Origin of the sequence: Capnocytophaga bilenii (assembly GCF_017565765.1) — a bacterium.
GTDB lineage: Bacteria > Bacteroidota > Bacteroidia > Flavobacteriales > Flavobacteriaceae > Capnocytophaga > Capnocytophaga bilenii.
The window spans coordinates 172,081-194,653 of record NZ_JAGDYP010000003.1 but is presented as its reverse complement, the minus strand read 5'-3'; the positions used below and the strand labels follow the sequence as shown (position 1 = coordinate 194,653).

Sequence of the window (22,573 nt, the reverse complement as noted above, 5' to 3'; positions counted from 1 at the left end):
TAATAACAATGAAAAAAACTACTAAATCAAAGAAAAATAAAGCAACAGCCAAGCACAACAAGCACGAACTTACCAAAGCTATCTTTGCTGTGCTTAATGAGCATCCTAATGAAAGCTTCAATTATAAACAAATAGCTGCCAAACTGCAAATAACAGATGCTACTAAACGCGATACGCTCATAAAACGATTGGCAAAACTGAAAGAAAAGAAGCAAATCATAGAAACTGACCGCGGTAAATACCGTGCCATAGAGATGCAGCATTACTATGTGGGTACGTTGGACATCAATTCGCGTGGCAATGGCTATGTGATGGTAGATGATTTGGAAGACGATATATTTGTACCGTCTAATTTTCTGAACAAGGCACTTCACGGTGATTTGGTGGAAGTATATGTATTTCCGCGATTTCGCAATAGGCAGAAAATGGAGGGTGAAATTACTAAAATATTGGAGCGCAACAAAGTACGATTTGTAGGTACTGTGCAACTACACAAAAATTTTGCTTTTGTAATTCCTACTGATCACCGTATGTATACGGATATATTCGTATTCAAAGAAAACCTGAGTGGTGCTACTGATGGCGACCGTGTGCTGGTACGCATTGAAGAGTGGAAAGACAAAAGCGATTCGCCCACAGGGGTAGTGGAGCAAGTACTGGGCAAACCAGGTGAACAAAATACTGAAATGCACTCTATATTAGCCGAATACGGATTGCCATATACTTATCCAGAAGAGGTGGATACTTATGCTAAAGCGTTGGACGTAACTATTACCGAAGAAGAAATAGCTAAACGCCGTGATATGCGAGAAGTGCTTACCTTTACTATAGACCCTAAAGATGCCAAAGACTTTGACGATGCCCTGTCGTTCAGAGTGTTGGAGAATGGAAATTATGAGGTAGGGGTGCACATTGCTGATGTTTCGCATTACGTGAAAGAGGGTACTATACTGGATGAGGAAGCTTATAACCGTGCTACCTCGGTATATTTGGTAGATAGGGTAGTGCCTATGTTGCCTGAAGTGCTTAGTAATTTTGCTTGTTCATTACGTCCGAATGAAGATAAGTATACTTTTTCGGCAATTTTTGAGATGAATGACAAGGCTGAAATAGTCAATCAGTGGATAGGACGGACTGTAATACATTCATCACAACGCTTTGCCTATGAGGAGGCGCAAGCTATTATAGAAGAGGGTAGTGTAGGGGAGCAGTATACCCTACAACCAGAGCTATCTATTACCAATAGTGAGCGTACTATCCCTGCTGAAATAGTGGATGCAGTACTTACTCTAAATACTTTGGCACAAGTATTGCGCCACAAGCGTATGCAGCGAGGAGCTATTTCGTTTGATAAAATAGAAGTAAAATTTCAGTTGGACGAAAATGACAACCCTATAGGAGTTTATTTCAAGGAAAGCAAAGAGGCAAACAAGCTGATAGAAGAGTTTATGTTGCTGGCAAACAGACGCGTAGCTGAGTTTGTGAGCAAGATGAAAAAGACATTTGTATACCGCGTGCACGATGAACCTGATGCTGAAAAACTGGAACAGCTCAATGGGGTTATATCTCGTTTTGGCTATGCAATTAACCTACAAAATAAAAATACGATTACGCATTCGCTAAATACTTTGTTGGAAGAGGTAAAAGGCAAGAAAGAACAGAATTTGGTAGATACCTTAGCGATACGCTCGATGGCAAAGGCAGCTTATTCTACTAAAAATATAGGACATTACGGATTGGCTTTTGATGACTATACTCATTTTACTTCGCCCATACGGCGCTATCCTGATGTAATGGTACACAGGCTTTTACAGCTTTATTTGGACGGAGCACCCTCACAGAATGAAGCAGATTACGAAGTGAAATGCAAACATTCCTCACAGATGGAAACTTTGGCTTCATCGGCAGAAAGGGACTCTATAAAATATATGCAGGTAAAATATATGGAAGCGCATACGAACCAGCAGTTTGCAGGAGTTATTTCGGGGGTTACTGAGTGGGGTATTTATGTAGAAATTGTAGTGAATAAATGTGAAGGCTTGGTACGTGCTCGTGATTTGAAAGATGACTATTACAGTTTTGATGAACAGCAATATGCCTTAGTGGGAAGGGCTACAGGGAAGATGTACCAATTGGGTGATGAAGTAATGGTACGAGTAAAAAACACTGATTTGATGAAAAAGCAATTGGATTTTGAAATAATTAATTAACTGAAAAAGAATATTTTAAATAGATTGATAAATAATGTTTGCTGATATATTACTTGCCGTTCCCTTGGGGATATTATTGGCTTTTACTATAGGGCCTGTATTTTTTGTGTTGCTTGAAACTGCAATTACCAAAGGCTTTCGTGCTGCGATAGCATTCAATACAGGAGTAGTAACTGCTGATGCAGCTTTTATTGCGATAGTCTATTTTACTACCAATAGTTTGCTTACCGAAATTAAAGATGACCCAAGATTGTTTTTGGCTGGTGGACTTATTATGATGGCTTATGGGTTGCTTTCTTTTATCAAAGTAAAAAAGGACTTTCAAAAAGATGTTGAATGTAAGGATAATATCAGTTTTATAAGGATAAAAAAAGTAAATTATATAGCACTATTTATAAAAGGATTTTTGCTTAACTTTATCAATATAGGGGTATTAGGTTTTTGGTTGGGGATTATTGTAGTATTTGGTCCTAAGCTGGATATGGAGCCTAACCGTATCTTACTATTTTTTAGTTCTATAATAATAGTTTATTTTCTTATAGATATAGGAAAAATACTGATAGCTAAGAAACTAAAAAACAGGCTTACAGCCTATCATATATACAAAATAAAGCGAGTGATAAGTATTATCTTGCTTTTATTTGGTGTATTTTTAGTCTGTAAGCCTTTTTTTCTAAATGTACTATCGTCATTGAAGTTTTAAAAGGAGTATTACTTCTTTTCGGTGTATTTTTTGTTGAGGTATTCGGTAAGTTCTTTGGTAATTTCTTTGCTTTCCTTACCATAGAGGACGCTACCGCCGCTATTGGCACCCAAAATGAAAGTATAACCTTTTTCTTTTCCGTAAGCCTCTATGTTTCGTTTTACTTTTACAAGGAGGCTATCCATTTGGTTCTGACTTTCTAAGCGTATTTGCTCTTGTTGTTGTTGCAAGTGTTGCCCGAGTATATTTTGTTTTTGTTGAAGTTCGTTGTACTTGCGTTTGGCTTGCTCTGGGCTTAAGTTGTTTGTTTGTGCTTGGAATTTTTTGACCTCTTCGTTGAAAGCAAATTCTATACTATCACGTTTTTTCTCGAAGGCATTAATTTGTATTTTCAAGGCAGCCTCGATGTCTTGTTTTTCTTTATAGTCATTTAGTAATTTTGTGTTATCCACAAAACCAATTTTGTCGTTACAAGCTGTGAGCACTGTGAGTGCAATGGCAGCGATACCTATTTTTTTCATTGTTATAAAGTTATTTGTATTAGGCTGCAAAAGTACTAAAGTTTTATTAGTTATTTATCTGAAAATAGAAAAAATATTTTGAGGTAATGACATTTAGTAGTAAAATAGGAAATATAATAATTTTCTATTATATAAAAATTAAAAATAAAATTTAGTTATTAAAAACGACCTCTATAAATGGCTTTTAATTGATTATTTTTATTTTTTGGTATAAGAGTACCAATAGGGTGGATAAGAGGCTTAAAATCGCCTTATTTTAATTTTTGACTTTTTTAGCCCTAAAAAAAGGTGAAAAATTAGTGACAAATGACAAAGCTAATGATAAATGAGTAAATATACTATGGGATTTTTTGTAGTAAATAAGTTTTTTGTACCGAAGGGTTTTTCGGGAATTACTTTATATCCTTTTGTATTTACTACTGATGAAAGTTATATCGGTAATGAAAGATTTTGTAATCACGAGAGGATACATTTGGCTCAGCAGCGAGAATTGCTTATATTGCCTTTTTATATATGGTATCTTATTGATTTTTTTATTAAATACCTTAAGTATAAAGATAAGCTAAAGGCTTATAAGAATATAATTTTTGAACGTGAAGCCTATAGTAATGATGGAAACTACAGTTATTTAAAACAACGAAAATGGTATAGTTTTTTAAGATATATATAATGTTCCACGTGGAACAATCATAATTTAAAATTTATAATTAAAAATTAACTAAAGTGATTATTAGAGATTATAGTGTATCGGGGGAAGAGTTTGAATTGGTATATAACGCTCAGTATGATTTATACCAAACTATACCTGTACCTGAACAATTGGATAAATATTACGAGACTGAAAATTACATATCGCATACCGATAGTAATAAAGGTTGGTTTGATGCACTCTATCAATACGTTAAGAAAATAAACTTAAAGCATAAGATAAATCTTATTAAGGATTATAAGGCACAATCTTCGTTACAATTATTGGATATAGGGGCAGGTACGGGTGACTTTCTAAAAGTATGCAAGCAACAACAGTGGCAAATTACAGGAGTGGAACCTAGTATAAAAGCACAGGAAAAGGCTCGAGAAAAAGGAATTGTATTAGAAAGTGATTATCATAAACTGCCTATGCATACTTATGATGTGATTACATTATGGCACGTATTAGAGCATTTGCCCAATATAGAAACTACGGTACATACTATTGCTAATTTACTGAAAGATAATGGTTTGCTAGTAATAGCAGTGCCTAATTACCGTTCGTGGGATGCACAACATTACCAGCAATATTGGGCTGCTTATGATGTACCCAGACACTTATGGCACTTTAGTGAAGATAGTATAAAACGATTATTTGCTAAAGAGGGACTTAAGGTTATTGCTAAAAAGCCAATGTTGTTTGATGCTTTTTACGTATCTATGCTTTCTGAACAATATAAAACAGGTAAGAAATCATTTATAAAAGGGGTATTTAATGGGTTGCGTTCTAATTTATACGGAATGATAAAAGGAGAGTATTCATCGCAAGTATATTTGTTGGGTGCGAGGAGAGAATTGTGAATTTTGAATTGTGAATTTTGAATTGGGGGCGATTGTGAGACTTGTAAGACGGGTGGGACTGGTGAGAGTGCGAGCTGCAGGGGTAATTTAGTAGTTACTGGTTAGTGTTTTACATTAGGAAATAAATTGTTCCACGTGGAACATTCTAATGATTGATACTGATTAAGAATTAAAAAAATCATTTTTTTATTATGAATATTTCTGTTTGATGAGGGTATGAGAAAGTTTTTTTTCTGCTTAAAACAGGCTTATTGATAGATAAAATATTTTAGTAACTAACTGATTATTAATATACTTACTTAATATATACTTCGCTGTACCAGCTAGTAAACTTTTTTTAGAAAGAGAGTTATTGTAATTGTATTATTAAAGAATTTTTGAATATTCTCTATAAATATTTCTATTTAATATGTACTCTACGTTATTTTGTGTATTTTCTTTAAAGAGAAAGGAATGATGTAAAAGTGATGATGTTTTATTAATAGGAAATTGTTATTTTTAACTCTTGATTTATATTATTAATGATTAACTATTATAAAAATAGATGTTCCACGTGGAACATTATAGTTGTTAATTATCAATTATTGTAGAAGAAACTGTTCCACGTGGAACAATTTTATTATTAACTATTTAGGTATTAAAGATTGATTTTATATGAATAAAATATTTATTTTCACAGTTTTACTTTGTAGTATTTCATTAAATGCTCAAATTGTTAATACTCCTGCTACAGCACAAGAGAAGGAATTGATAGGTAATGTGCAACAGCTTGTGGAGCGGGTGTATGATGTGTATAAAGATAATTTGCAGCAAAAACGCCTTGCTGTAGAGAATAGCTATATCTTTGATGAACAAGGAAATACGACTTCCTTAGAACAAAATTACGGCAATACTCAGCTTCGTTATAAGTATATTTATCTTCCTAATAATAAGCCTATAGAAGTAACTATAACTAAGGAAACTCATAATGAAATTATAGTTACTAATGGTCGCTATGAATATGAACAGGTAGGTAGACTGAAGAGTTTTACTAACTACTTGCAAGGCGTGGAAACACCTACCCAGATATTTACTTTTACCGATTATGACGATAGGGATAACCCAATAGCAGGGAAACTTACAACTCCTAATTCGGAAGCTACCGTACAGCAAGAATTTAATAAAGACAACCAACGTACTAGTCTGCTTATAGTTACCAAGAGTGAACCAGCTACCCAAATACATATACAACAACGCTATGACAAGTTGGGTAGGGTAGTGGAGCGAAGTATTTCGGAAGGATTGGTGACTAACCCAAGTGTGAGTGTTTTGCGCTATACTTATAACAAGAAAGGTATTATTACTGCAGTAAATGATCAAAAATTGGAATATACTTTTGATAAACAAGGTAATTGGATTACGAGGCATACACTTGTAAAAGGCAAAATAGTGGGCTATGCTGAACGCAATATTAAATACTATTAGTGAAATTGAATTTTCTTTTTTGTTAGGTTACAAATTATTTTATACCTTTGTAATCGTAATTTACGTATAATTAATAATAGAAAACATATACTATGGAAACAAATACTATCACTTTTAAAGAGCATTTACCATTGGAAAAATATCAGCAACTAATAAAATTTTTAGATAATATAGGAGTAGAAATATTAGAAAATGATTTTTACTATGAGTTATCACCTAGAGATCTAAAAAAATTAGAAAAAGCTGAGCAGCAATCTAAAGAAGGTAGAACAATAAATATGAATGATTTATTGACTAAATTAAAAGCTAAATATGGAAATTAGGTGGGTAGAAGAAGCAATAGAAGATTTAGAACAAACACTAAACTATTGGGATAATAGAAATTGTAGTACTACTTATTCAGAAAAAATAATAGCTGCAATAGAAGAATTGAAAGTAGAATTAATGACAAATCCTTATTTTTTAGCTAAATATAGTGAGTATTTGGATATTTATAGAAGAACAATAATGAAAGGAAGATTTATTATTTATTACAAGATAATAGAAGAAAAAAATCTTATAGAGGTACGATATTTTCGGAGTAATTATCAAAAGCCTTTAACAGATAACTAATATTTATCTGTTTTTACGAGGATAATGGTAGAATATGGATTGCTAATTTTCATTATTTTTGGCGCAAAAGTACAAAACAATAAGCAAATGGCAAGGCAAATTTTTTGATGTAGTATATTTTTCTGGTTTTGGTTAGGTTATTAGACGTTTATCCTTCGTCACATACTCGGCTGCGCCAGCTCGCCGACTTTCCTTCGCTCATCCTTCGCTGAAGGTTCGCTCAGCTTATACTCTGAATAGGAGGGGGAAAATTGAAAAAATATTTGTATATTTGCAATCTAAATGGGTGTGATAAAAGATTGGAATACACTGTCAATTTATGAAAATATGAAAAGATTATTTTTAACTTCATCATTCAGCTCTGTCGCAAAATTATTTGAAGATTTTGCTGGTGAGCCTATAAAAGGAAAAAAACTGGCTTTTATACCAACAGCAAGTTTGGTAGAAAAAGTGCGTTTTTATGTAGATGACGACAGAAAAGCCTTTGAAAAATTAGGGCTTATTATAGAAGAATTAGAAATTTCTACCGCTACGACCGAAGAAATAACCGCAGCATTAGAACGAAATGATTACATTTTCATTTCGGGAGGAAATACTTTCTATCTAATGCAGGAGCTAAAAAAGAAAGGAGCCGACAAACTACTTATAGAGCAAATTAATAATGGAAAGTTGTACATAGGCACTTCGGCAGGCTCTATTATTGCTTCACCTACTATTGAATTTGTTAGCGATATGGACGAGACTAAAAAAGCTCCTGAACTCACAGATTTTTCAGGCTTACATTTGGTAGATTTTTACTTTTTGCCTCACTATCTGAATTTTCCTTACAAGGAAGCTACTCAAAAAATAGTAAACGAATATTCACCGAAAATAGATCTAAGACCTATTTCCAACAATCAAGTAATTACCGTTTTAGGTGATGAAATAAAAACACTTGAAAAACCTAAACGAGGAACTAAAAAATAGTTTTAATGATGCCTAACCTCTCAAAACTCTATATCATAGCGGGTTGTAACGGTGCGGGAAAAACCACTGCTTCCTTTACCATTTTGCCGGAAGTGCTGAGCTGCAAAGAGTTTATCAATGCTGATGAAATCGCTAAGGGGCTATCGCCTTTCCAGCCCGAAAGCGTAGCTATGCAAGCTGGCAGAATAATGCTGGCTCGTATGGACGAACTATTGCAAAAAGGAGAAACTTTTGCCTTTGAAACTACTTTGGCTACTAAAAGCTATAAGCAAAAAATAGAATGGGCACAAGCTAATGGCTATGAGGTTACCTTATTGTTCTTTTGGTTGGACTCACCCAATATGGCTAAAAAGCGGGTCGCTCAGCGGGTTGCTGAAGGAGGGCATAGCATTCCCACAGAAACCATTGAAAGAAGGTATCATAACGGGATTGCCAATCTCTTTGCTATCTATATGGATATGGTAGATATTTGCTATATTTTTGATAATTCAGAAGGAAGAAAGGAACTTATAGCTCAAAAGGAAAGGCATAAGGGTATCGTAATTTATAACAACGACAAGTTTAACTTAATGAAAAATAATAATGAAAGAGGAAATAACTAAGAAAGAGTGTCTAAAAGAAAAACTTTTAAAGGGTTTAGACCTTGCTTATGAGCGAATGATTGCTGAAAAGCGCAAGAATCATCAAAAGATTGTGGTGCGCCGCGAGGGAAAAATCGTTACTATCACACCATAAAAATTAGCTAATTTGCTAATTTTCTAATTTACTAATTGATAAATTATTTTTATGACCGAAGACATCAAAAACAGAAAAGGGGCTCAGAAGGCGGTAAGATATTCCTTCGGAAGTGCTTTCGCTATTAAATACGGGGCGTATAGAAACGGTAAACCTTACTGAATGGCTGGCTGTAGACCTCTATAAGCCTTTGTTTGAACAACTCAGCACGCATTTATCCGATTCGGTGCGTTGTTATGCTTGCTATTTGGTGGCTTTGCATACCGATACTCTTCTGGAAGAAAAGCTACGCAAACTAAAACCTTTGGTAGGCGATAGTCATTTTGGCGTTCGTGAGATTATTTGGATGGCGTTGCGCACGGAAATGAGCGAACATTTAGACTTTTCGATTGCTTTTCTTTCCCATTGGGCAGAAAGTGAAGATGAGAATATCCGCAGGTTTAGTACAGAAGCCTTGCGCCCGCGGGGAATTGTGAATTTTGAATTTTGAATTCTGAATTTTGAATTGTGGGACGGGTAGGACAAGTAGGATGGGTGAGAATTTTGAATTTAGAATTCTGAATTATGAATTGGGCACAAGCTGCAAGCTTGCGCCAGCGGAGTCCTCACCCCCGTTCCCCCTCTCCAAAAGAGAGGGGGGCAGTGCGCAGTAGTGCTGTGTGGGGATGTAAAGAGAATTTTGAATTGGGCACAAGCTGCAAGCTTGCGCCAGCGGGGGGTATCAACCGATTATCTAAAAATATACAATGAATACAAACCAGTACAATCAGCCTATAGGGGAGGCGTTACCTGATTTTTCAGTAGGAGCAACCCCTCATATAACCCTTTTAGAGGGGAATTATTGTCTGTTGGAACCTCTTTCGGTAGCCAAACACTTAGACGATTTGAGCGATTTCTATTTGGAAACCAATGCCGTGATGCCCGATTGGACGTATCTACCTATAGCTCCTGCAAAGAACAAAGAGGAGTTGTGTGCTTTACTCACTAAGCAGGAAGCCTCTGCTGACCCTTATTTTCTGACGATTGTAGATAAACAAACGCTAAAAGCCGTAGGTACGCTCGCCCTAATGCGTATTGACCCTAAAAACAGAGTGATAGAAGTGGGGTGGGTAATCTATTCGCCGGTTTTGCAGCGTACGCGTATGGCTACAGAAGCGCAGTATTTGTTGGCAAAATATGTATTTGAGACCCTCCAATACAGGCGTTACGAATGGAAATGTGACAGCCTTAATGCACCTTCGCGCCGTGCTGCGGAACGCTTGGGTTTTGTATATGAGGGTACGTTTAGGCAGGCAGTGGTTTACAAAGGGCGTTCGCGCGACACGGCTTGGTATGCGATGACAGACAAGGAATGGGCTGGTAACAAATATGCTTTTGAGCGATGGCTTTCTGAGGATAATTTTGACCAACAAGGCAAGCAAAAAGAATCTTTGAAAGGGTTTAAGATATAATTTTCAGGGGAATTTTGAATTCTGAATTGTGGGACGGGTAGGACAGGTGGGACTTGTGGGACAAATGGGACGGGGAGAGAATTGTGAATTCTGAATTGGGTACGAGCTGCAAGCTCGCACCAGCGGGGGGGAAAATTCCTTAAAATATTTAACATATGAATTTAGAAGAAATAGGTAAATACATAGAATGGAAAAATAAATGGTCTAAAAAAGATAACATTGACTTATACCAATATATAAGCTTCAATATTCATCCTGATGATATTTTAATCATAGGTAAATTACTATTCCCTGAGACTATAGAAATTGAGAACTCTATTTTACTAAAGGAAAACTATAATTATTTTCTTTATGAGAGTCTCAAGAAGAGATATAACAATAGTAGAGAAATAGAATCTGAGATAAATAAAATATACTTATATGATTTATTTGCTCATTGTAAAGATGTTATTGATGATAAATTGTTTAAAAATATAGGTGAATTTATACAATTTTCTTGGGATATTTATTTTAAATATAAATTTCCTAATAAAAATATAGTTATAGAACGCATAAGTAACATATATAATTATGGTGATATATTGTCTTTCTATACTGTGGGTAATGAGTAATGTTTCAGATGTGTTGTTAAAATTCTAACAACCTTACAATTAGCAAAATACAAAGAAAACAAAATCTATTTACCTTTACCTACCATAGAGAAAAGAGTTTTTCAAGCCTATAGAGTGCTTTAAATAGTGCGAGGGAAATTGGCAAATTATGAATTGTGAATTCTGAATTTTGAATTGTGGGACGGGTGCGACAAGTGGGACAAATGGGACGGGTAGGACGGGGGGAGAATTGTGAATTTTGAATTGGAGCCTGTCCGAAAAGTTTGGTTTCGTGAGGGCGATTTGCCAATCGCCCCTACAATGTGAATAAAAGTAATTGATTATCAGAGTAATTAACTTTGGCAAACTCTGAAAGTTTGCCAAAGTGTGTGGCGTAATCGTGCTTTTAAAACTTTTCGGACACCCTCTGCGGACTCCTCACCCCCGTTCCCCCTCTCCAAAAGAGAGGGGGGCAGTGCGCAGTAGTGCTGTGTGGGGGACGGGAGAGAGAATTTTGAATTGAGCACAAGCTGCAAGCTTGCGCCAGCGGGGGAAAACACTTAAGATAGGAAAATATAAAAAAGAAAACAACAATAATGATAACAATTGCTAAAAATATTAGAAATAATGATACACTTAGATAAACCAATAAGTTCAAGTGGTTATGGAATTGCTGTGGTATCGGCACAAACGTTCCAAGAACTATGTAAGGAACATAGAATTCGTTCTAAAAAGATGCTTACTTATTTTGACAAGAATCATAATGTATTTTATGATTTTATAAGGAAAGGGGCTTTTGTACCTATCCCGTGTATTCGTGCATATTATTATCAAATTTTCATCACTATAAATGATAATAGAACTACCTATGAAGAATGGGATTTTATACCTGCCGAAGAAAGTTTCTTTTTAGAAGTAAAGGATGAAGCTCTTTGGGTTTGTAGTTTTGAACAAATGGAAAATTGGAAATATAAAGACTTAGAAAATTGTACAACTATAGAGACTTATTATTACCTCTTATACGAAGGTGAAAGATATACCGCCTATGGTGCTGCTAAGTATGCAATTCCTAATGGGAAGTATAAGATAAAAATAATAGGACTTAGAAGTAAAAAGGTGGAAAAAGAAGAAAAATTCAGAAAAGGTTATGCTTTTTTGATACAATTGGAAAAAGTAGATAACATTCCTAATATTGCAGACTCTACTCAATTAGATTTTTCTAAACTATTCGAGTGATTGAGGTAATATTTCAGATATATAGTTAAATAATGTGTTGTTAAAAGTTAGGTTTAGAAATCCAGCGAGAATTAACTGGAGGAGTAAACCACGAAACGCGCCGAGACTGCTTGGGGCGTATACGCCACCAGAGAGCCCACAGCGAGAAAAGCGCCCTCTTGGTAATGTATCAGATGTGTTGTTAAAAGCACAACAACTTACTAATCAAAAGAACTGCCCTACTATTATCCTTTATACACCATAGAGAAAAGAGTTTTTTAAGCCTATAATGCGCTCTAAATAGTGCGAGGGGAATTGGCAAATTATGAATTCTGAATTGTGAATTTTGAATTCTGAATTTTGAATTGGGGGACAAATGGGACAAATGGGACGAATAGGACGGGGAGAGAATTGTGAATTCTGAATTGGGCACAAGCTGCAAGCTTGCGCCAGCGGGGGGATAACTTAGAGATGAAACATAAATTTATAATTAGTATATCGGGAATGCTAAGATCATTCCCAATGAAAGATCAAAAAGATGATCTAATAGTAATTTGTTTTAATTTGTTGCGATTTGCCTATGATAAAAAATTATTAAAAATACACCCATTTAATGAAAAAGGTAAATTAATTATTAATACATCTATCTATGAAGATGATTTAACACCTTTTGGAGAAATAATTTTTAATGATTTAATGTATGACTGGCTCTATTATGCAGATAATAAATCAGGTAAAATTGACAGAAAATCCAACATTAAAATGCTAGACAAATACTATAACAAGTTGGTTTCTAAATATCAAGAAGAGTTGAATAAAGTAGCATTATGGCAAAATCTTTATGAAAAGATATTGAAAGAGCCTTTATTATTGTCTAATCCATAAAAATAATTCGGTAATGTTTCAGATGTGTTGTTAAAAGCACAACAACTTAACTATTAGTAAAATACAAAATGACTAAAACCTTATTTTTCTTTACCCATTATAGAGATAAGAGTTTTTAAGCCTATAGAGAGCTTTAAATAGTGTGAGGGGAATTGGCAAATTATGAATTTTGAATTCTGAATTGGACACAAGCTGCAAGCTTGCGCCAGCGGGGGGAAGGAATAATAACAGGATACAGAAAAGAATAATTATGAGTGGAATAGATATTTTAAAAATAGAAAGTTTTATAGATAGATTAGAAAGATTCGTCAAGCCTAATTTACCCACAGAAGAACTTATTTCCTATGTAACAGCAATTGTTAAAGATGCAAAAGAGCTCATTTCATTTGGAGAGAGAAGGTTAGCATTAGATATTTTATTAGAAAATCTCATAGAAGAAAAAATTAAAATAGATAAAGATACTTTATCTTTATTAGATGGTATTGATGATGATGAAATATGTTCATCTATATCTTACTTGTATAGTTTATCAGAGAGTTAGGCTTAGAAATCCAACGCCAACTCACGGGAGGTGTAGACAACCAAACTCATCGCGACCGCTGGTAATATTCCAGATGTGTTGTTAAAATTTCAATAACTTGCTAATCAACATAATACAAAAGAATTGCCCTACTATTTTTCTTTATACACCATAGAGATAAGCGTTTTTTAAGCCTATAATGCGCTCTAAATAGTGCGAGGGGAATTGGCAAATTATGAATTTTGAATTTTGAATTGTGGGACGGGTGCGACAAGTAGGACAAATGGGACGGGTGCGACAGGTAGGACGAGTGCGATAAGTGGGATAGGTAGGACGGGGAGAGAATTTTCAATTTAGAATTGGGCACAAGCTGCAAGCTTGCGCCAGCGGGGGGAAGATTGGGCTAAAGATAGAGATAGCTACTTGTACTTAACAAAAGAAGAAATGGATAAGAAAGTAAAAAATGGAGAAATTCATATATACACTTCAACTCTTTGGACAAACTCAGATTATTGCCCTAAAAAAAAATAAAATGAAAGATAAAATAGATGCATTTTGTGAAACTTTATATACTTTAGGAAAGAATTCTTTTAAAGATAACAAAGAAATTGTCAATATTATTTTTTATAGCCTTCCTAAGAAAAATAGGCAGGGTAAAATATTATATTTCTGTATATTTAGTTTGGTTTTCAATCAAAAATATATAAATGAAAAAGAAATAGAATCATTAGATATAATAATAAATTACTCATATAAAGATAAATCTTTAATAGAAGTAGGAGGAATTTTTGCTGCTTCTGATGGAGAAACATTAAAAGCACTAGATACGATAGGTACTTTTGAACAAATAGCTCTAGAAATTGAAGAATTTATAAAATCTTGTTATGATATATATCCTAAAATAGTTAAGTTATATACTATAGAATCCTCTTCTTGAGGGGGGTAATGTATCAGATGTGTTGGGTAATGTATCAGATGTGTTGTTAAAAACACAACAATTTAATTATTAGTAAAATACAAAATGACTAAAACCTTATTTCCCTTTACCCACCATAGAGATAAGCGTTTTTCAAGCCTGTAAAGCGCTCTAAATAGTGCGAGGGGAATTGGCAAACTATGAATTTTGAATTGTGGGACGGGTGCGACAACTAGGACGAGTGCGATAAGTGGGATAGGTAGGACGGGGAGAGAATTTTCAATTTAGAATTGGGTACGAGCTGCAAGCTTGCGCCAGCGGGGGGCGAAGGGAATTATGAATTGTGAATTATGAATTTTGAATTGTGGGACGGGTGTGACAGGTAGGACGGGTGCGACAAGTAGGAGGGAGAGAGAATTCTGAATTTTGAATTGGACACAAGCTGCAAGCTTGCGCCAGCGGGGGAATACAAAGAAGAATATGACAAATTGTAATAAATATAGTATAGATGGAGAAATAGTTGCTATTCCTCTATTTTTAAAGGATTTTCCAAAAGCAAAGCTAAAAAAAGAAGATCATGATAAGCTATTTGCTTTTGCAAGAGCTATTGAAGAAATTGCAGGAAGAACTTTAATTGAAGTATTTAATAAGACAGGTGCTCTAAATACATCTGTAGATTCTATCATTAATTCGGGAGTATTGATGAAACCTTTTTACACTACATGGTCTCCTGTGCTAAGAAAAAGATGGAAAACTATTTGTGTAACTCCTAATTATGATAAAACAATTCATTCCAACTATAATGATATTGAATTAGTTTTGGGAGATATTGATGACTTAAGAGTTTGGAAAGCAAAAGATAATAGCGAAACTCCTATAACTAAGGAAGATCTATTAAGGGGAGATTATCAATTAATGGGGATTTACACAGATGTGCAAGTAGAAAAAAAAATCATTGACAAATTGAATACAATAGTTCGGTAATGTTCCAAATATGTTGTTAAAATTTCAACAACTTGCCAATCAAAATAATACAAAAGAACTGCCTCACTATTTTCCTTTACCCACCATAGAGATAAGCCTTTTTAAAACCTATAAAGCGCTATAAATAGTGCGAGGGGAATTGGCAAATTATGAATTTTGAATTCTGAATTGTGGGACGGGTGGGACAAATGGGACAGGTAGGACGGGGGAGAGAATTGTGAATTGTGAATTGGGCACAAGCTGCAAGCTTGCGCCAGCGGGGGGTTGTCTGAATTATGTGTCAGGGATGAATTAGAAGCTATTAGAAATGATTTATTGTTTAATAACATAATATGGTAAATATGGATATATATCAATTAATTGATGATTCTTCTTATAAATCTTATAAATTAATAGGAGGTACTTTAAAGCTTATTACCTTTAAAGGACAATCCTTAATAAATTCTTGGGAAGAATTAGAAGGAGAAGTGTACAAGAACTTCGACAACAAAGGAAAAAAAGATGGGTTTGACGCTCGTGTAGCTGGAGCTTTCTTAGTAATGGAGAAAGAAAAGGCAACACTTTTTACCCGAAGAATTAATGTAAAAGCAGAATTATTACCTTTTAAATTTGTTAATGTAAAGAAAGATTTTGTTTTTATCAACATTCAAAATGTAATAGAAGGGATAAATAATGAGGGGGTAAGTCATCTAAAGAGAATGGAGTTATATAGGAATAAAGATTTGTATTTTTATGAAGAGGCTTCTATGAATGTAATATTTAGAGATGCTACTTCAGAAATAAAATTATTTTGCACTCAAGAGTTAGAAAGTATACTTAATGAGTTAGACATTAAAGGGCTTGCTCTTGAAAAGGTAGGTAAGGTAGCTCCTATTCCATTGTTTCCAAAGGAAAGAAACATTTTTAATAGGTAGATTCATATCTGCTTGGGTCGTATGCGTTCACCAAACAGCCCGTAGTGATTATGTGGTAATGTATCAGATGTGTTGCTAAAATTGTAACAACCTTAAAATCAGTAAAATACAAATAAAAAAATCTATTTACCTTTATCCACCATAGATATAAGCGTTTTTCAAGCCTATAATGCGCTCTAAATAGTGCGAGGGGAATTGGCAAATTATGAATTGTGAATTTTCAATTTTCAATTTAGAATTGGGTACGAGCTGCAAGCTTGCGCTAGCGGGGGGAGGAAGGAAAAGAGTTGCCTTTAAATAAGGAAAAAGATAAGCGTTATAAACTAGATAAGTACAATGATTGTCAAAAAAATAGTTATGAATGAAAAAATTAGGGTTTCTCTACAGATTGAAATTCCTCAGCTTAATGAATATGTTGATATAAATTCTATACGACAAAGATTAAATGATTATGTGAATTTCTCCGCTTCTTATGTTAACGTTCAAGTTCTAATAGATTGGAAGCTTCTGATTAGGGTAACTTTTCGGTACACAAATGGAATTGGAGTTTTTAAACGAGCAATACGTTATCCTTCAGATAAAGAATTTGAGTTTTCTATTTCTGTTACAATTCCTAATGATACTGAGGCTCTATATGGAATTTCTAAAGTGAATGAGGCATTTTATATACCATTAAATGATAAGAATTTCTATGTGCTAGAACCTAATTTTAAGATTTACAATAATTTATACGAATACATTCTTGAGAATTCTAAACTTGCAATTGATATGGCTTTCACAAAAGGTATTGTATGTAATGGGAAAAGGTTAGGTTACAAAAATAATGGGTAATGTTTCAGATGTGTTGTTAAAATTATAACAACAATTAGTAAAATACAAAAGAATTGCCCTACTATTTTTTTATACACCATAGAGATAAGCGTTTTTTAAGCCTATAATGCACTATAAATAGTGCGAGGGGAATTGCCAAATTATGAATTATGAATTGTGGGACGGGTGCGACAGGTAGGATGGGGAGAGAATTATGAATTGTGAATTGGGCACGAGCTGCAAACTTGCGCCAGCGGGGGTGTGAGCCACACAGGCGATTGTGGTTGCTGTGGAGGGATTTGGCGGGATAATTATTTTTCTATATTTTTTTGCTGTTTAAAAATTATTTTATATCTTTGCAGCAGAATATCCCCCTTAGGTGGAAAATACTAAGGCTTGCCACCTCATTTAGAGGTGGCTTATTTTTTAACTATTATTTTGATGGAACCAAAAGAAAAAGAAAAAGTGATTGTGTATGTAGATGGATTTAATTTCTATTATGGATTGAAGCAATCACTGAAATGGAGAAAATATTATTGGCTTGATATAGTGAAACTATTTGAAAGTTTTATGAGAACTAACCAAGAATTAGTAGCTGTAAAATATTTTTCTGCAAAATCAACTGATATTGAACAAAGCAGAAGACAGAATGCCTTTTTTCAGGCTAATAAAGAGAATCCTAAATTTCATTTGATATTAGGAAAATATCTCAAAAAAGAAATTACGTGTTTTAATTGTGGGAATATTATTCATACACACGAAGAAAAAGAAACAGATGTAAGAATTGCTACTCAAATTGTTGCTGATGCCTATGAAAAAAATTCAGATGTATCTATTGTTGTTTCTGCTGATAGCGATATGGTTCCAGCAATAGAATTAGCATTGCAAGCCAAACAAAAAGTATTTGTTTATTTTCCACCCAATCAATATTCAAGTAACTTAGCTTCAATGGGAATGACAAGACCTACATACTTACATAAATACGAAAGCAGATTTAAGCAATGTCTTCTTCCTGACGTAATACATCTTTCAATTCCTGATTTTGATTTACATATTCCTAATGAATGGAAAAAATATCAACTATTAAATTAAAACTCCGCTGGCGCGAGCTTGTAGCTCGTGCCTATAATATTAAGAGCTTGTAGCTTACTACTTGGGTCTTTGAAGGTTTTGTTCCTACCGCCAAGTTGGTGAATGGCAAAGCGTATAGCATTATCTCAGACCATCTCGGTACGCCTATACTTGCTATTGACAGCGAGGGTAACGAGGTTTGGAATCGACAGTTAGACATATATGGCAGGGTAAAAAGAGAAATTAAAGCGTCCTCCTTAGGTGAAGATGTACGCCCGTTTATACCATTTCTTTACCAAGGGCAGTATTATGACTTTGAGACGGGGTTATGTTATAATAGGTTTAGGTATTATTCGCCTGAGACGGGGGCGTATATAAGCCAAGATCCTATTGGACTGTTAGGAGGATGGGAAATATATAGCTATGTTAAAAATAACAACTATTATATAGATCTATTAGGACTTAGAAAAACTATGCCTAAAGGAGGATGGAACTATGATAATATGCCTAAAATGGATGATTATCAGTTACATCATATAATACCAAAATCTAAATCTATACATCCTGCAATAGTAGCAGCTGGATTTGATGTAAATAGTTCCAATAACTTAATATACTTGCCTAAAGAAGAAGGAATCCATAAAACAAGAAGTATTCATAACGGTTGGAATAAGGGACATGCTGATTATAATGACTACATACAAGAAGAATTGGATAAGATATCTGATAAAGCTAAGAATGCTAAGAAAAGTTGGACTCAACAGGATTATGCCAATGAAATAAATGAATTAATAAAAAAACAAGAAAAGCCTTGAGAAAAGGTGAAATAAAATGTCATTCATAAAAAAATAATTAAAATTTATGTATTATAAACTTTCCCATTTTTACAAACGAGATATTAGTTTTGCTTATAGTGAAGAGCAAAATCCTATAAGTTGGTTAGACTTCCGCACTGGAAAAAAAATAAATATTAAAATTCCTTTAGTTTTTAAGGTAGATAAATTAGATGATTACATCAATACATTTGACATATTGCCTACAATTGGAGTTCCTCTTGTAAGTTATAAGTTTAAAGAGTTATTTTTACATTTATCTGATAGTATGGAAATTGAATTTTTTCCTACTAATATAATAGATAATAATGGAAACAATAATGATCTGTTTTTTGCATTGAATATTTTACATGTAGTTCCTTGTTTAGACAAAGAGAAATCAATCTTTGAAATAGATTCCGATGGGTACTATTCTATAAAAAAATGGTTTATAAATCCACAAGAATTAAAACCTTACTCTATTGTAAGAATGAAAGAACATAGTTCATATATCATAGTTTCTGAGGAATTTAAAGATATTTGTGACAAAAAAAAATTAAAAGGTTTTAATTTTACAGAAGAGGGATATTCTATTTGGAGGTAATATTCGGTAATGTATCAAATATATTGTTAAAATTCGGTAATGTAGGTAATGTATCAGATGTGTTGTTAAAATTCCAACAATCTTACAATCAGTAAAATACAAAGAAAACAAAATCTATTTTTCTTTACCCACCATAAAGATAAGCGTTTTTTAAGCCTATAGAGTGCTTTAAATAGTGCGAGGGGAATTGGCAAATTATAAATTTTGAATTCTGAATTTTGAATTGTGGGACAAGCTACAAGCTTGCGCCAGCGGGGGCTAGAACAGTTAGAAAAGATGCTAATTTTAAAAATACTCAAGCTATTGTAGTAGCAACTTATAAAAATATAACTAAGTGTGAAATAAAAGAAAAGGAAGCTGCAGAAGTTATAAGATTAAGAAATGAAGGACATGAATTACCTTATAATAGAGAAAAAGATAATCGATATAAAGTTAATTCTTGTCGTAACTAATTAAATTAGCTATGACTAAAAATATTAAAATCTATGTAACTGTTGAGATCCCTCAACTATATGAAATTATTAGTGCTCAATTCGTATATACTATACTGAACGAATATATTGGAACAATTAGAAATAAGGTTAATTTTGATGTTATTGGAGACTGGAATTTGTCATTTAATATTCTTTTACAAAAGACAGATAAAATGAGTATTGCTAAGCGCCTCTCTATATATCCCTCTGATAAAGAATATGCTATTTATATGTCTATTCCTATACCTGATGACACCCAAATTTTTTATGGAATTTTTTCTGTCAGAGAAGCTTTCTTTAAAAATGTTAATGAAAAGTATTCTTATGTAGTTCCATTCAATCTTAATGATTATAATAATTTATCTCAATATATAATTGATAGTTCAAAGCAATTGATTAATATTTCTTTAGAAAAAACTTTCTCTATTAAAGGAAAGAAAATAAAGTTAGGAAAGGGGTAATGTTTCAAATGTGTTGTTAAAAGTTAGGTTTAGAAATCTACCGACAGCTTACAGGAGGTGTAAAACCCGAAGAGACCGCTTGGGGTGTATGCGCCACCAAGTAACCAAAGATTGGACAAGGGGCTAATATCTATTGGAAAGAATACCAATGGGGCATAGACTACCGCTTGTACAACATCATAGACCATACCTATAAAGACCGCGATGTTGGTAATGTATCAGATGTGTTGTTAAAATCACAACAACTTATTAATCAATATAATACAAAAGAATTGCCCTGCTATTTTTCTTTATACACCATAGAGATAAGCGTTTTTTAAGCCTATAATGCGCTCTAAATAGTGCGAGGGGGATTGGCAAATTATGAATTGTGAATTTTGAATTTTGAATTGTGGGACAAGTAGGACGGGGAGAGAATTGTGAATTTTGAATTGGGTACGAGCTGCAAGTTTGCGCCAGCGGGGGGATTATCTATAAATGGGAAAAAGGAGAAAAGAAATACAATGGTTGTAAATAAATTATTATGCAAATAGATGATATTAAAAAAAAGATGCTATTTTTATTAGCTCATCCAAACACTTTAAAATCAATTGTTCCTAAAGAAGTATTTATAAACCCTACGATTTCAGAAGAAGAAGTTTCTGAAATAGAAAAAAGGAACAATATAATACTTCCTAAAGATTATAGAGAATTTATAATAAAAATAGGAAATGGATGTATAGGACCAAGGCAAGGATTACTTTCTTTGCAAGAGTCAATGTTTGATTTTAAACTTAGAGATAATCCTGCAATTAATCTATCTAAGCCTTTTGCTTATAATGAAAAATGGAATGAAGATGAATGGATTGATGCTATTGACTGGGATGGGGGGGAACGCCCTGATGATGAAGTATTAGAGAAGTATATGAGTACTAATCATATCACTGGTTGTTTGCAAATTTGTCATATAGGGCACGGAGCCACTTATTTATTAGTTGTAAATGGTGAAGAGTATGGCAATATGTGGCTTGATGGAAGAATTGATTATGGAGGATTAAAACCTCTATTGAATGAAAAAGGAGAACGAGTATCTTTCATCTCTTGGTTTACTGAATGGCTTGATGAAGCAGTGCAAATGTAATGCTAAAGTATTTGATAAGTTGTTATTTCAACAACCTACCCATTGGTGATATACAAAAGAGGCAAAGTCTTATTTTGCTTACTACAATTAGGGTGAGGTAGGGCAAGAGTGATAGGTTCATATCAGCGAAAAAATAATGACTATAAGAATCTTTAGGTGATTTATTGAAAAAGAATATCAAAAAGTTTTTTTAACAACATAAAGTATGGTAGATATAACGCCTTTGTTAAGTGAAAATGTAAAAAAGCACTTCATTTCTTTACCTATTTCTCATCAAAAAGAGTGGGTAAACTATATTAATGAGGCTAAAAAGGAAGAAACACGCCTTAAAAGAGTGCTGAAAATGCAATTGTCGTTCTGTGAGAAGTATACATTGGAGGGAGAACCCCAAGTTATTAATCTGTTAGAGGAAATTATTAATATTAATTCGCAAGAAGGGAATGCCCTTGCAGAGGCTTTTATAAGTGCTATAGGTAATAACCATAGTGGTATGTATTGTGTGGCATATAAGTGGGCAATTGCTTTTTTGGTGCAATTGTACCAAAACTCTGAACCTAGCAGTCTGCGTGCTATAGCTATATATGGGATTCTAAACGACCTTTACTACTTTGAGCCTATAGAAGAACAAGCTGCTAATGCAGATAACGCAACCATAAAGGAAGAGATAAAACAACTGTTAGCGCCTTTTGCGGATAAGAATTAAATATCAACAAATGACAACTATAGAAATTCCTATAAACTGAAAAAGAATCGCAGGGAACTTTTTACGATGAACTACGATTTTAACGTTCTTAAAGACTCTGGTAAGGAGATTTCTGTCCAAGACTTTATGGGCTGGCAATATGAAGAGGTGAGCAGAAGGATAAAAATGTCATATCCTGAAATAGGTTTACACTAAAAACTTTGACAAACTCTGAAAGTTTGCCAAAGGGTGTAGCGCATTTTGAATTTTGAATTTTGAATTTTGAATTTTGAATTTTGAATT

At 33.7% G+C, this 22,573-nt stretch carries 29 protein-coding genes and 1 pseudogene; 29 read left to right on the top strand and 1 reads right to left on the bottom strand.

Annotation, left to right across the window (positions count from 1 at the left end; all coding sequences use genetic code 11):
• Positions 1 to 8: 8 nt before the first annotated feature.
• Both rnr and J4N46_RS05285 read left to right on the top strand, forming a co-directional pair.
• Positions 9 to 2,210, top strand: coding sequence for a ribonuclease R (gene rnr, locus J4N46_RS05290; protein ID WP_208058434.1), 2,202 nt, complete (start codon positions 9 to 11; stop codon positions 2,208 to 2,210).
• Positions 2,211 to 2,244: 34 nt separating this feature from the next.
• On the top strand, positions 2,245 to 2,913 hold the full coding sequence (locus J4N46_RS05285; RefSeq protein WP_208058433.1) for a LysE family translocator: 669 nt from the start codon (positions 2,245 to 2,247) through the stop codon (positions 2,911 to 2,913).
• Between the two features lie 8 nt (positions 2,914 to 2,921).
• Here J4N46_RS05285 and J4N46_RS05280 read toward each other — a convergent pair whose 3' ends face one another.
• Positions 2,922 to 3,434 carry an OmpH family outer membrane protein gene (locus tag J4N46_RS05280; protein ID WP_009416839.1) on the bottom strand — a complete coding sequence of 171 codons (513 nt, stop codon included), beginning with the start codon at positions 3,432 to 3,434 and terminating at the stop codon, positions 2,922 to 2,924.
• A 340-nt stretch (positions 3,435 to 3,774) separates the two neighbouring features.
• Here J4N46_RS05280 and J4N46_RS05275 point away from each other — a divergent pair, with 340 nt between their 5' ends.
• From J4N46_RS05275 to J4N46_RS12850, 27 genes and pseudogenes are all read left to right on the top strand, one after another.
• Positions 3,775 to 4,104 carry a hypothetical protein gene (locus J4N46_RS05275; protein ID WP_208058540.1) on the top strand — a complete coding sequence of 110 codons (330 nt, stop codon included), beginning with the start codon at positions 3,775 to 3,777 and terminating at the stop codon, positions 4,102 to 4,104.
• A gap of 53 nt (positions 4,105 to 4,157) precedes the next feature.
• Positions 4,158 to 4,985: a class I SAM-dependent methyltransferase gene (locus J4N46_RS05270; RefSeq protein WP_208058432.1), complete on the top strand. Its 828-nt coding sequence runs from the start codon at positions 4,158 to 4,160 to the stop codon at positions 4,983 to 4,985.
• 654 nt (positions 4,986 to 5,639) lie between these two features.
• Positions 5,640 to 6,449 carry a hypothetical protein gene (locus tag J4N46_RS05265; RefSeq protein ID WP_208058431.1) on the top strand — a complete coding sequence of 270 codons (810 nt, stop codon included), beginning with the start codon at positions 5,640 to 5,642 and terminating at the stop codon, positions 6,447 to 6,449.
• A 92-nt stretch (positions 6,450 to 6,541) separates the two neighbouring features.
• Positions 6,542 to 6,772: a toxin-antitoxin system, antitoxin component gene (locus J4N46_RS05260; protein ID WP_208058430.1), complete on the top strand. Its 231-nt coding sequence runs from the start codon at positions 6,542 to 6,544 to the stop codon at positions 6,770 to 6,772.
• Positions 6,762 to 7,061 carry a type II toxin-antitoxin system RelE/ParE family toxin gene (locus tag J4N46_RS05255; protein WP_208058429.1) on the top strand — a complete coding sequence of 100 codons (300 nt, stop codon included), beginning with the start codon at positions 6,762 to 6,764 and terminating at the stop codon, positions 7,059 to 7,061. Before J4N46_RS05260 ends, J4N46_RS05255 begins: the two co-directional genes overlap by 11 nt.
• A gap of 327 nt (positions 7,062 to 7,388) precedes the next feature.
• Complete coding sequence (locus J4N46_RS05250; RefSeq protein WP_208058428.1) at positions 7,389 to 8,027, top strand: peptidase E; 639 nt, start codon at positions 7,389 to 7,391, stop codon at positions 8,025 to 8,027.
• 8 nt (positions 8,028 to 8,035) lie between these two features.
• A complete protein-coding gene (locus J4N46_RS05245; protein ID WP_208058539.1) occupies positions 8,036 to 8,629 on the top strand; it encodes a zeta toxin family protein in 594 nt (197 codons plus the stop codon).
• Positions 8,610 to 8,762 carry a hypothetical protein gene (locus J4N46_RS05240; protein ID WP_208058427.1) on the top strand — a complete coding sequence of 51 codons (153 nt, stop codon included), beginning with the start codon at positions 8,610 to 8,612 and terminating at the stop codon, positions 8,760 to 8,762. The genes J4N46_RS05245 and J4N46_RS05240 overlap by 20 nt, the downstream gene beginning before the upstream one ends.
• A gap of 51 nt (positions 8,763 to 8,813) precedes the next feature.
• Positions 8,814 to 9,234, top strand: a pseudogene (locus J4N46_RS05235) (DNA alkylation repair protein); the annotation flags it as partial.
• A 92-nt stretch (positions 9,235 to 9,326) separates the two neighbouring features.
• On the top strand, positions 9,327 to 9,512 hold the full coding sequence (locus J4N46_RS05230; protein WP_208058426.1) for a hypothetical protein: 186 nt from the start codon (positions 9,327 to 9,329) through the stop codon (positions 9,510 to 9,512).
• Positions 9,509 to 10,213 carry a GNAT family N-acetyltransferase gene (locus J4N46_RS05225; protein WP_208058425.1) on the top strand — a complete coding sequence of 235 codons (705 nt, stop codon included), beginning with the start codon at positions 9,509 to 9,511 and terminating at the stop codon, positions 10,211 to 10,213. Before J4N46_RS05230 ends, J4N46_RS05225 begins: the two co-directional genes overlap by 4 nt.
• A gap of 155 nt (positions 10,214 to 10,368) precedes the next feature.
• Positions 10,369 to 10,824 carry a hypothetical protein gene (locus tag J4N46_RS05220; protein WP_208058424.1) on the top strand — a complete coding sequence of 152 codons (456 nt, stop codon included), beginning with the start codon at positions 10,369 to 10,371 and terminating at the stop codon, positions 10,822 to 10,824.
• A gap of 606 nt (positions 10,825 to 11,430) precedes the next feature.
• The gene (locus J4N46_RS05215) at positions 11,431 to 12,039 is read left to right on the top strand and encodes a hypothetical protein (protein WP_208058423.1); all 609 of its coding nucleotides are present in this window, start codon (positions 11,431 to 11,433) and stop codon (positions 12,037 to 12,039) included.
• A gap of 501 nt (positions 12,040 to 12,540) precedes the next feature.
• A complete protein-coding gene (locus J4N46_RS05210; protein ID WP_208058422.1) occupies positions 12,541 to 12,903 on the top strand; it encodes a hypothetical protein in 363 nt (120 codons plus the stop codon).
• 250 nt (positions 12,904 to 13,153) lie between these two features.
• A complete protein-coding gene (locus J4N46_RS05205; RefSeq protein WP_208058421.1) occupies positions 13,154 to 13,444 on the top strand; it encodes a hypothetical protein in 291 nt (96 codons plus the stop codon).
• A 442-nt stretch (positions 13,445 to 13,886) separates the two neighbouring features.
• Positions 13,887 to 14,360: a hypothetical protein gene (locus J4N46_RS05200; protein ID WP_208058420.1), complete on the top strand. Its 474-nt coding sequence runs from the start codon at positions 13,887 to 13,889 to the stop codon at positions 14,358 to 14,360.
• A gap of 405 nt (positions 14,361 to 14,765) precedes the next feature.
• Positions 14,766 to 15,323 carry an Imm26 family immunity protein gene (locus J4N46_RS05195; RefSeq protein ID WP_208058419.1) on the top strand — a complete coding sequence of 186 codons (558 nt, stop codon included), beginning with the start codon at positions 14,766 to 14,768 and terminating at the stop codon, positions 15,321 to 15,323.
• Positions 15,324 to 15,664: 341 nt separating this feature from the next.
• Complete coding sequence (locus J4N46_RS05190; protein ID WP_208058418.1) at positions 15,665 to 16,237, top strand: hypothetical protein; 573 nt, start codon at positions 15,665 to 15,667, stop codon at positions 16,235 to 16,237.
• Between the two features lie 357 nt (positions 16,238 to 16,594).
• Positions 16,595 to 17,068 carry an Imm9 family immunity protein gene (gene imm9, locus J4N46_RS05185; protein WP_208058417.1) on the top strand — a complete coding sequence of 158 codons (474 nt, stop codon included), beginning with the start codon at positions 16,595 to 16,597 and terminating at the stop codon, positions 17,066 to 17,068.
• A 420-nt stretch (positions 17,069 to 17,488) separates the two neighbouring features.
• The gene (locus tag J4N46_RS05180) at positions 17,489 to 18,139 is read left to right on the top strand and encodes an NYN domain-containing protein (protein WP_208058416.1); all 651 of its coding nucleotides are present in this window, start codon (positions 17,489 to 17,491) and stop codon (positions 18,137 to 18,139) included.
• A 98-nt stretch (positions 18,140 to 18,237) separates the two neighbouring features.
• Positions 18,238 to 18,933, top strand: coding sequence for an RHS repeat-associated core domain-containing protein (locus J4N46_RS12950; RefSeq protein ID WP_317194292.1), 696 nt, complete (start codon positions 18,238 to 18,240; stop codon positions 18,931 to 18,933).
• 46 nt (positions 18,934 to 18,979) lie between these two features.
• The gene (locus J4N46_RS05170) at positions 18,980 to 19,534 is read left to right on the top strand and encodes an imm11 family protein (protein ID WP_208058414.1); all 555 of its coding nucleotides are present in this window, start codon (positions 18,980 to 18,982) and stop codon (positions 19,532 to 19,534) included.
• Between the two features lie 218 nt (positions 19,535 to 19,752).
• The gene (locus tag J4N46_RS05165; protein WP_208058413.1) at positions 19,753 to 19,986 is read left to right on the top strand and encodes a hypothetical protein; all 234 of its coding nucleotides are present in this window, start codon (positions 19,753 to 19,755) and stop codon (positions 19,984 to 19,986) included.
• 11 nt (positions 19,987 to 19,997) lie between these two features.
• Positions 19,998 to 20,468: an Imm9 family immunity protein gene (imm9, locus tag J4N46_RS05160; protein ID WP_208058412.1), complete on the top strand. Its 471-nt coding sequence runs from the start codon at positions 19,998 to 20,000 to the stop codon at positions 20,466 to 20,468.
• A gap of 523 nt (positions 20,469 to 20,991) precedes the next feature.
• Positions 20,992 to 21,588 (top strand): SMI1/KNR4 family protein, encoded by a 597-nt coding sequence (locus tag J4N46_RS05155; protein WP_208058411.1) that lies wholly within the window; start codon positions 20,992 to 20,994, stop codon positions 21,586 to 21,588.
• A gap of 205 nt (positions 21,589 to 21,793) precedes the next feature.
• Positions 21,794 to 22,291, top strand: a complete 498-nt coding sequence (locus tag J4N46_RS05150; protein ID WP_208058410.1) for a YdeI/OmpD-associated family protein — start codon at positions 21,794 to 21,796, stop codon at positions 22,289 to 22,291.
• Positions 22,292 to 22,357: 66 nt separating this feature from the next.
• On the top strand, positions 22,358 to 22,486 hold the full coding sequence (locus tag J4N46_RS12850; RefSeq protein ID WP_262897135.1) for a hypothetical protein: 129 nt from the start codon (positions 22,358 to 22,360) through the stop codon (positions 22,484 to 22,486).
• Positions 22,487 to 22,573 lie beyond the last annotated feature (87 nt).

Coding starts and splice junctions, on each gene's coding strand:
- rnr (WP_208058434.1), top strand. CDS start 9: ATGAAAAAAACTACTAAATCAAAGAAAAATAAAGCAACAGCCAAGCAC.
- J4N46_RS05285 (WP_208058433.1), top strand. CDS start 2,245: ATGTTTGCTGATATATTACTTGCCGTTCCCTTGGGGATATTATTGGCT.
- J4N46_RS05280 (WP_009416839.1), bottom strand. CDS start 3,434: ATGAAAAAAATAGGTATCGCTGCCATTGCACTCACAGTGCTCACAGCT.
- J4N46_RS05275 (WP_208058540.1), top strand. CDS start 3,775: ATGGGATTTTTTGTAGTAAATAAGTTTTTTGTACCGAAGGGTTTTTCG.
- J4N46_RS05265 (WP_208058431.1), top strand. CDS start 5,640: ATGAATAAAATATTTATTTTCACAGTTTTACTTTGTAGTATTTCATTA.
- J4N46_RS05260 (WP_208058430.1), top strand. CDS start 6,542: ATGGAAACAAATACTATCACTTTTAAAGAGCATTTACCATTGGAAAAA.
- J4N46_RS05255 (WP_208058429.1), top strand. CDS start 6,762: ATGGAAATTAGGTGGGTAGAAGAAGCAATAGAAGATTTAGAACAAACA.
- J4N46_RS05250 (WP_208058428.1), top strand. CDS start 7,389: ATGAAAAGATTATTTTTAACTTCATCATTCAGCTCTGTCGCAAAATTA.
- J4N46_RS05245 (WP_208058539.1), top strand. CDS start 8,036: ATGCCTAACCTCTCAAAACTCTATATCATAGCGGGTTGTAACGGTGCG.
- J4N46_RS05240 (WP_208058427.1), top strand. CDS start 8,610: ATGAAAGAGGAAATAACTAAGAAAGAGTGTCTAAAAGAAAAACTTTTA.
- J4N46_RS05230 (WP_208058426.1), top strand. CDS start 9,327: ATGAATTGGGCACAAGCTGCAAGCTTGCGCCAGCGGAGTCCTCACCCC.
- J4N46_RS05225 (WP_208058425.1), top strand. CDS start 9,509: ATGAATACAAACCAGTACAATCAGCCTATAGGGGAGGCGTTACCTGAT.
- J4N46_RS05220 (WP_208058424.1), top strand. CDS start 10,369: ATGAATTTAGAAGAAATAGGTAAATACATAGAATGGAAAAATAAATGG.
- J4N46_RS05215 (WP_208058423.1), top strand. CDS start 11,431: ATGATACACTTAGATAAACCAATAAGTTCAAGTGGTTATGGAATTGCT.
- J4N46_RS05210 (WP_208058422.1), top strand. CDS start 12,541: ATGAAAGATCAAAAAGATGATCTAATAGTAATTTGTTTTAATTTGTTG.
- J4N46_RS05205 (WP_208058421.1), top strand. CDS start 13,154: ATGAGTGGAATAGATATTTTAAAAATAGAAAGTTTTATAGATAGATTA.
- J4N46_RS05200 (WP_208058420.1), top strand. CDS start 13,887: ATGGAGAAATTCATATATACACTTCAACTCTTTGGACAAACTCAGATT.
- J4N46_RS05190 (WP_208058418.1), top strand. CDS start 15,665: ATGGATATATATCAATTAATTGATGATTCTTCTTATAAATCTTATAAA.
- imm9 (WP_208058417.1), top strand. CDS start 16,595: ATGAATGAAAAAATTAGGGTTTCTCTACAGATTGAAATTCCTCAGCTT.
- J4N46_RS05180 (WP_208058416.1), top strand. CDS start 17,489: ATGGAACCAAAAGAAAAAGAAAAAGTGATTGTGTATGTAGATGGATTT.
- J4N46_RS05170 (WP_208058414.1), top strand. CDS start 18,980: ATGTATTATAAACTTTCCCATTTTTACAAACGAGATATTAGTTTTGCT.
- imm9 (WP_208058412.1), top strand. CDS start 19,998: ATGACTAAAAATATTAAAATCTATGTAACTGTTGAGATCCCTCAACTA.
- J4N46_RS05155 (WP_208058411.1), top strand. CDS start 20,992: ATGCAAATAGATGATATTAAAAAAAAGATGCTATTTTTATTAGCTCAT.
- J4N46_RS05150 (WP_208058410.1), top strand. CDS start 21,794: ATGGTAGATATAACGCCTTTGTTAAGTGAAAATGTAAAAAAGCACTTC.
- J4N46_RS12850 (WP_262897135.1), top strand. CDS start 22,358: ATGAACTACGATTTTAACGTTCTTAAAGACTCTGGTAAGGAGATTTCT.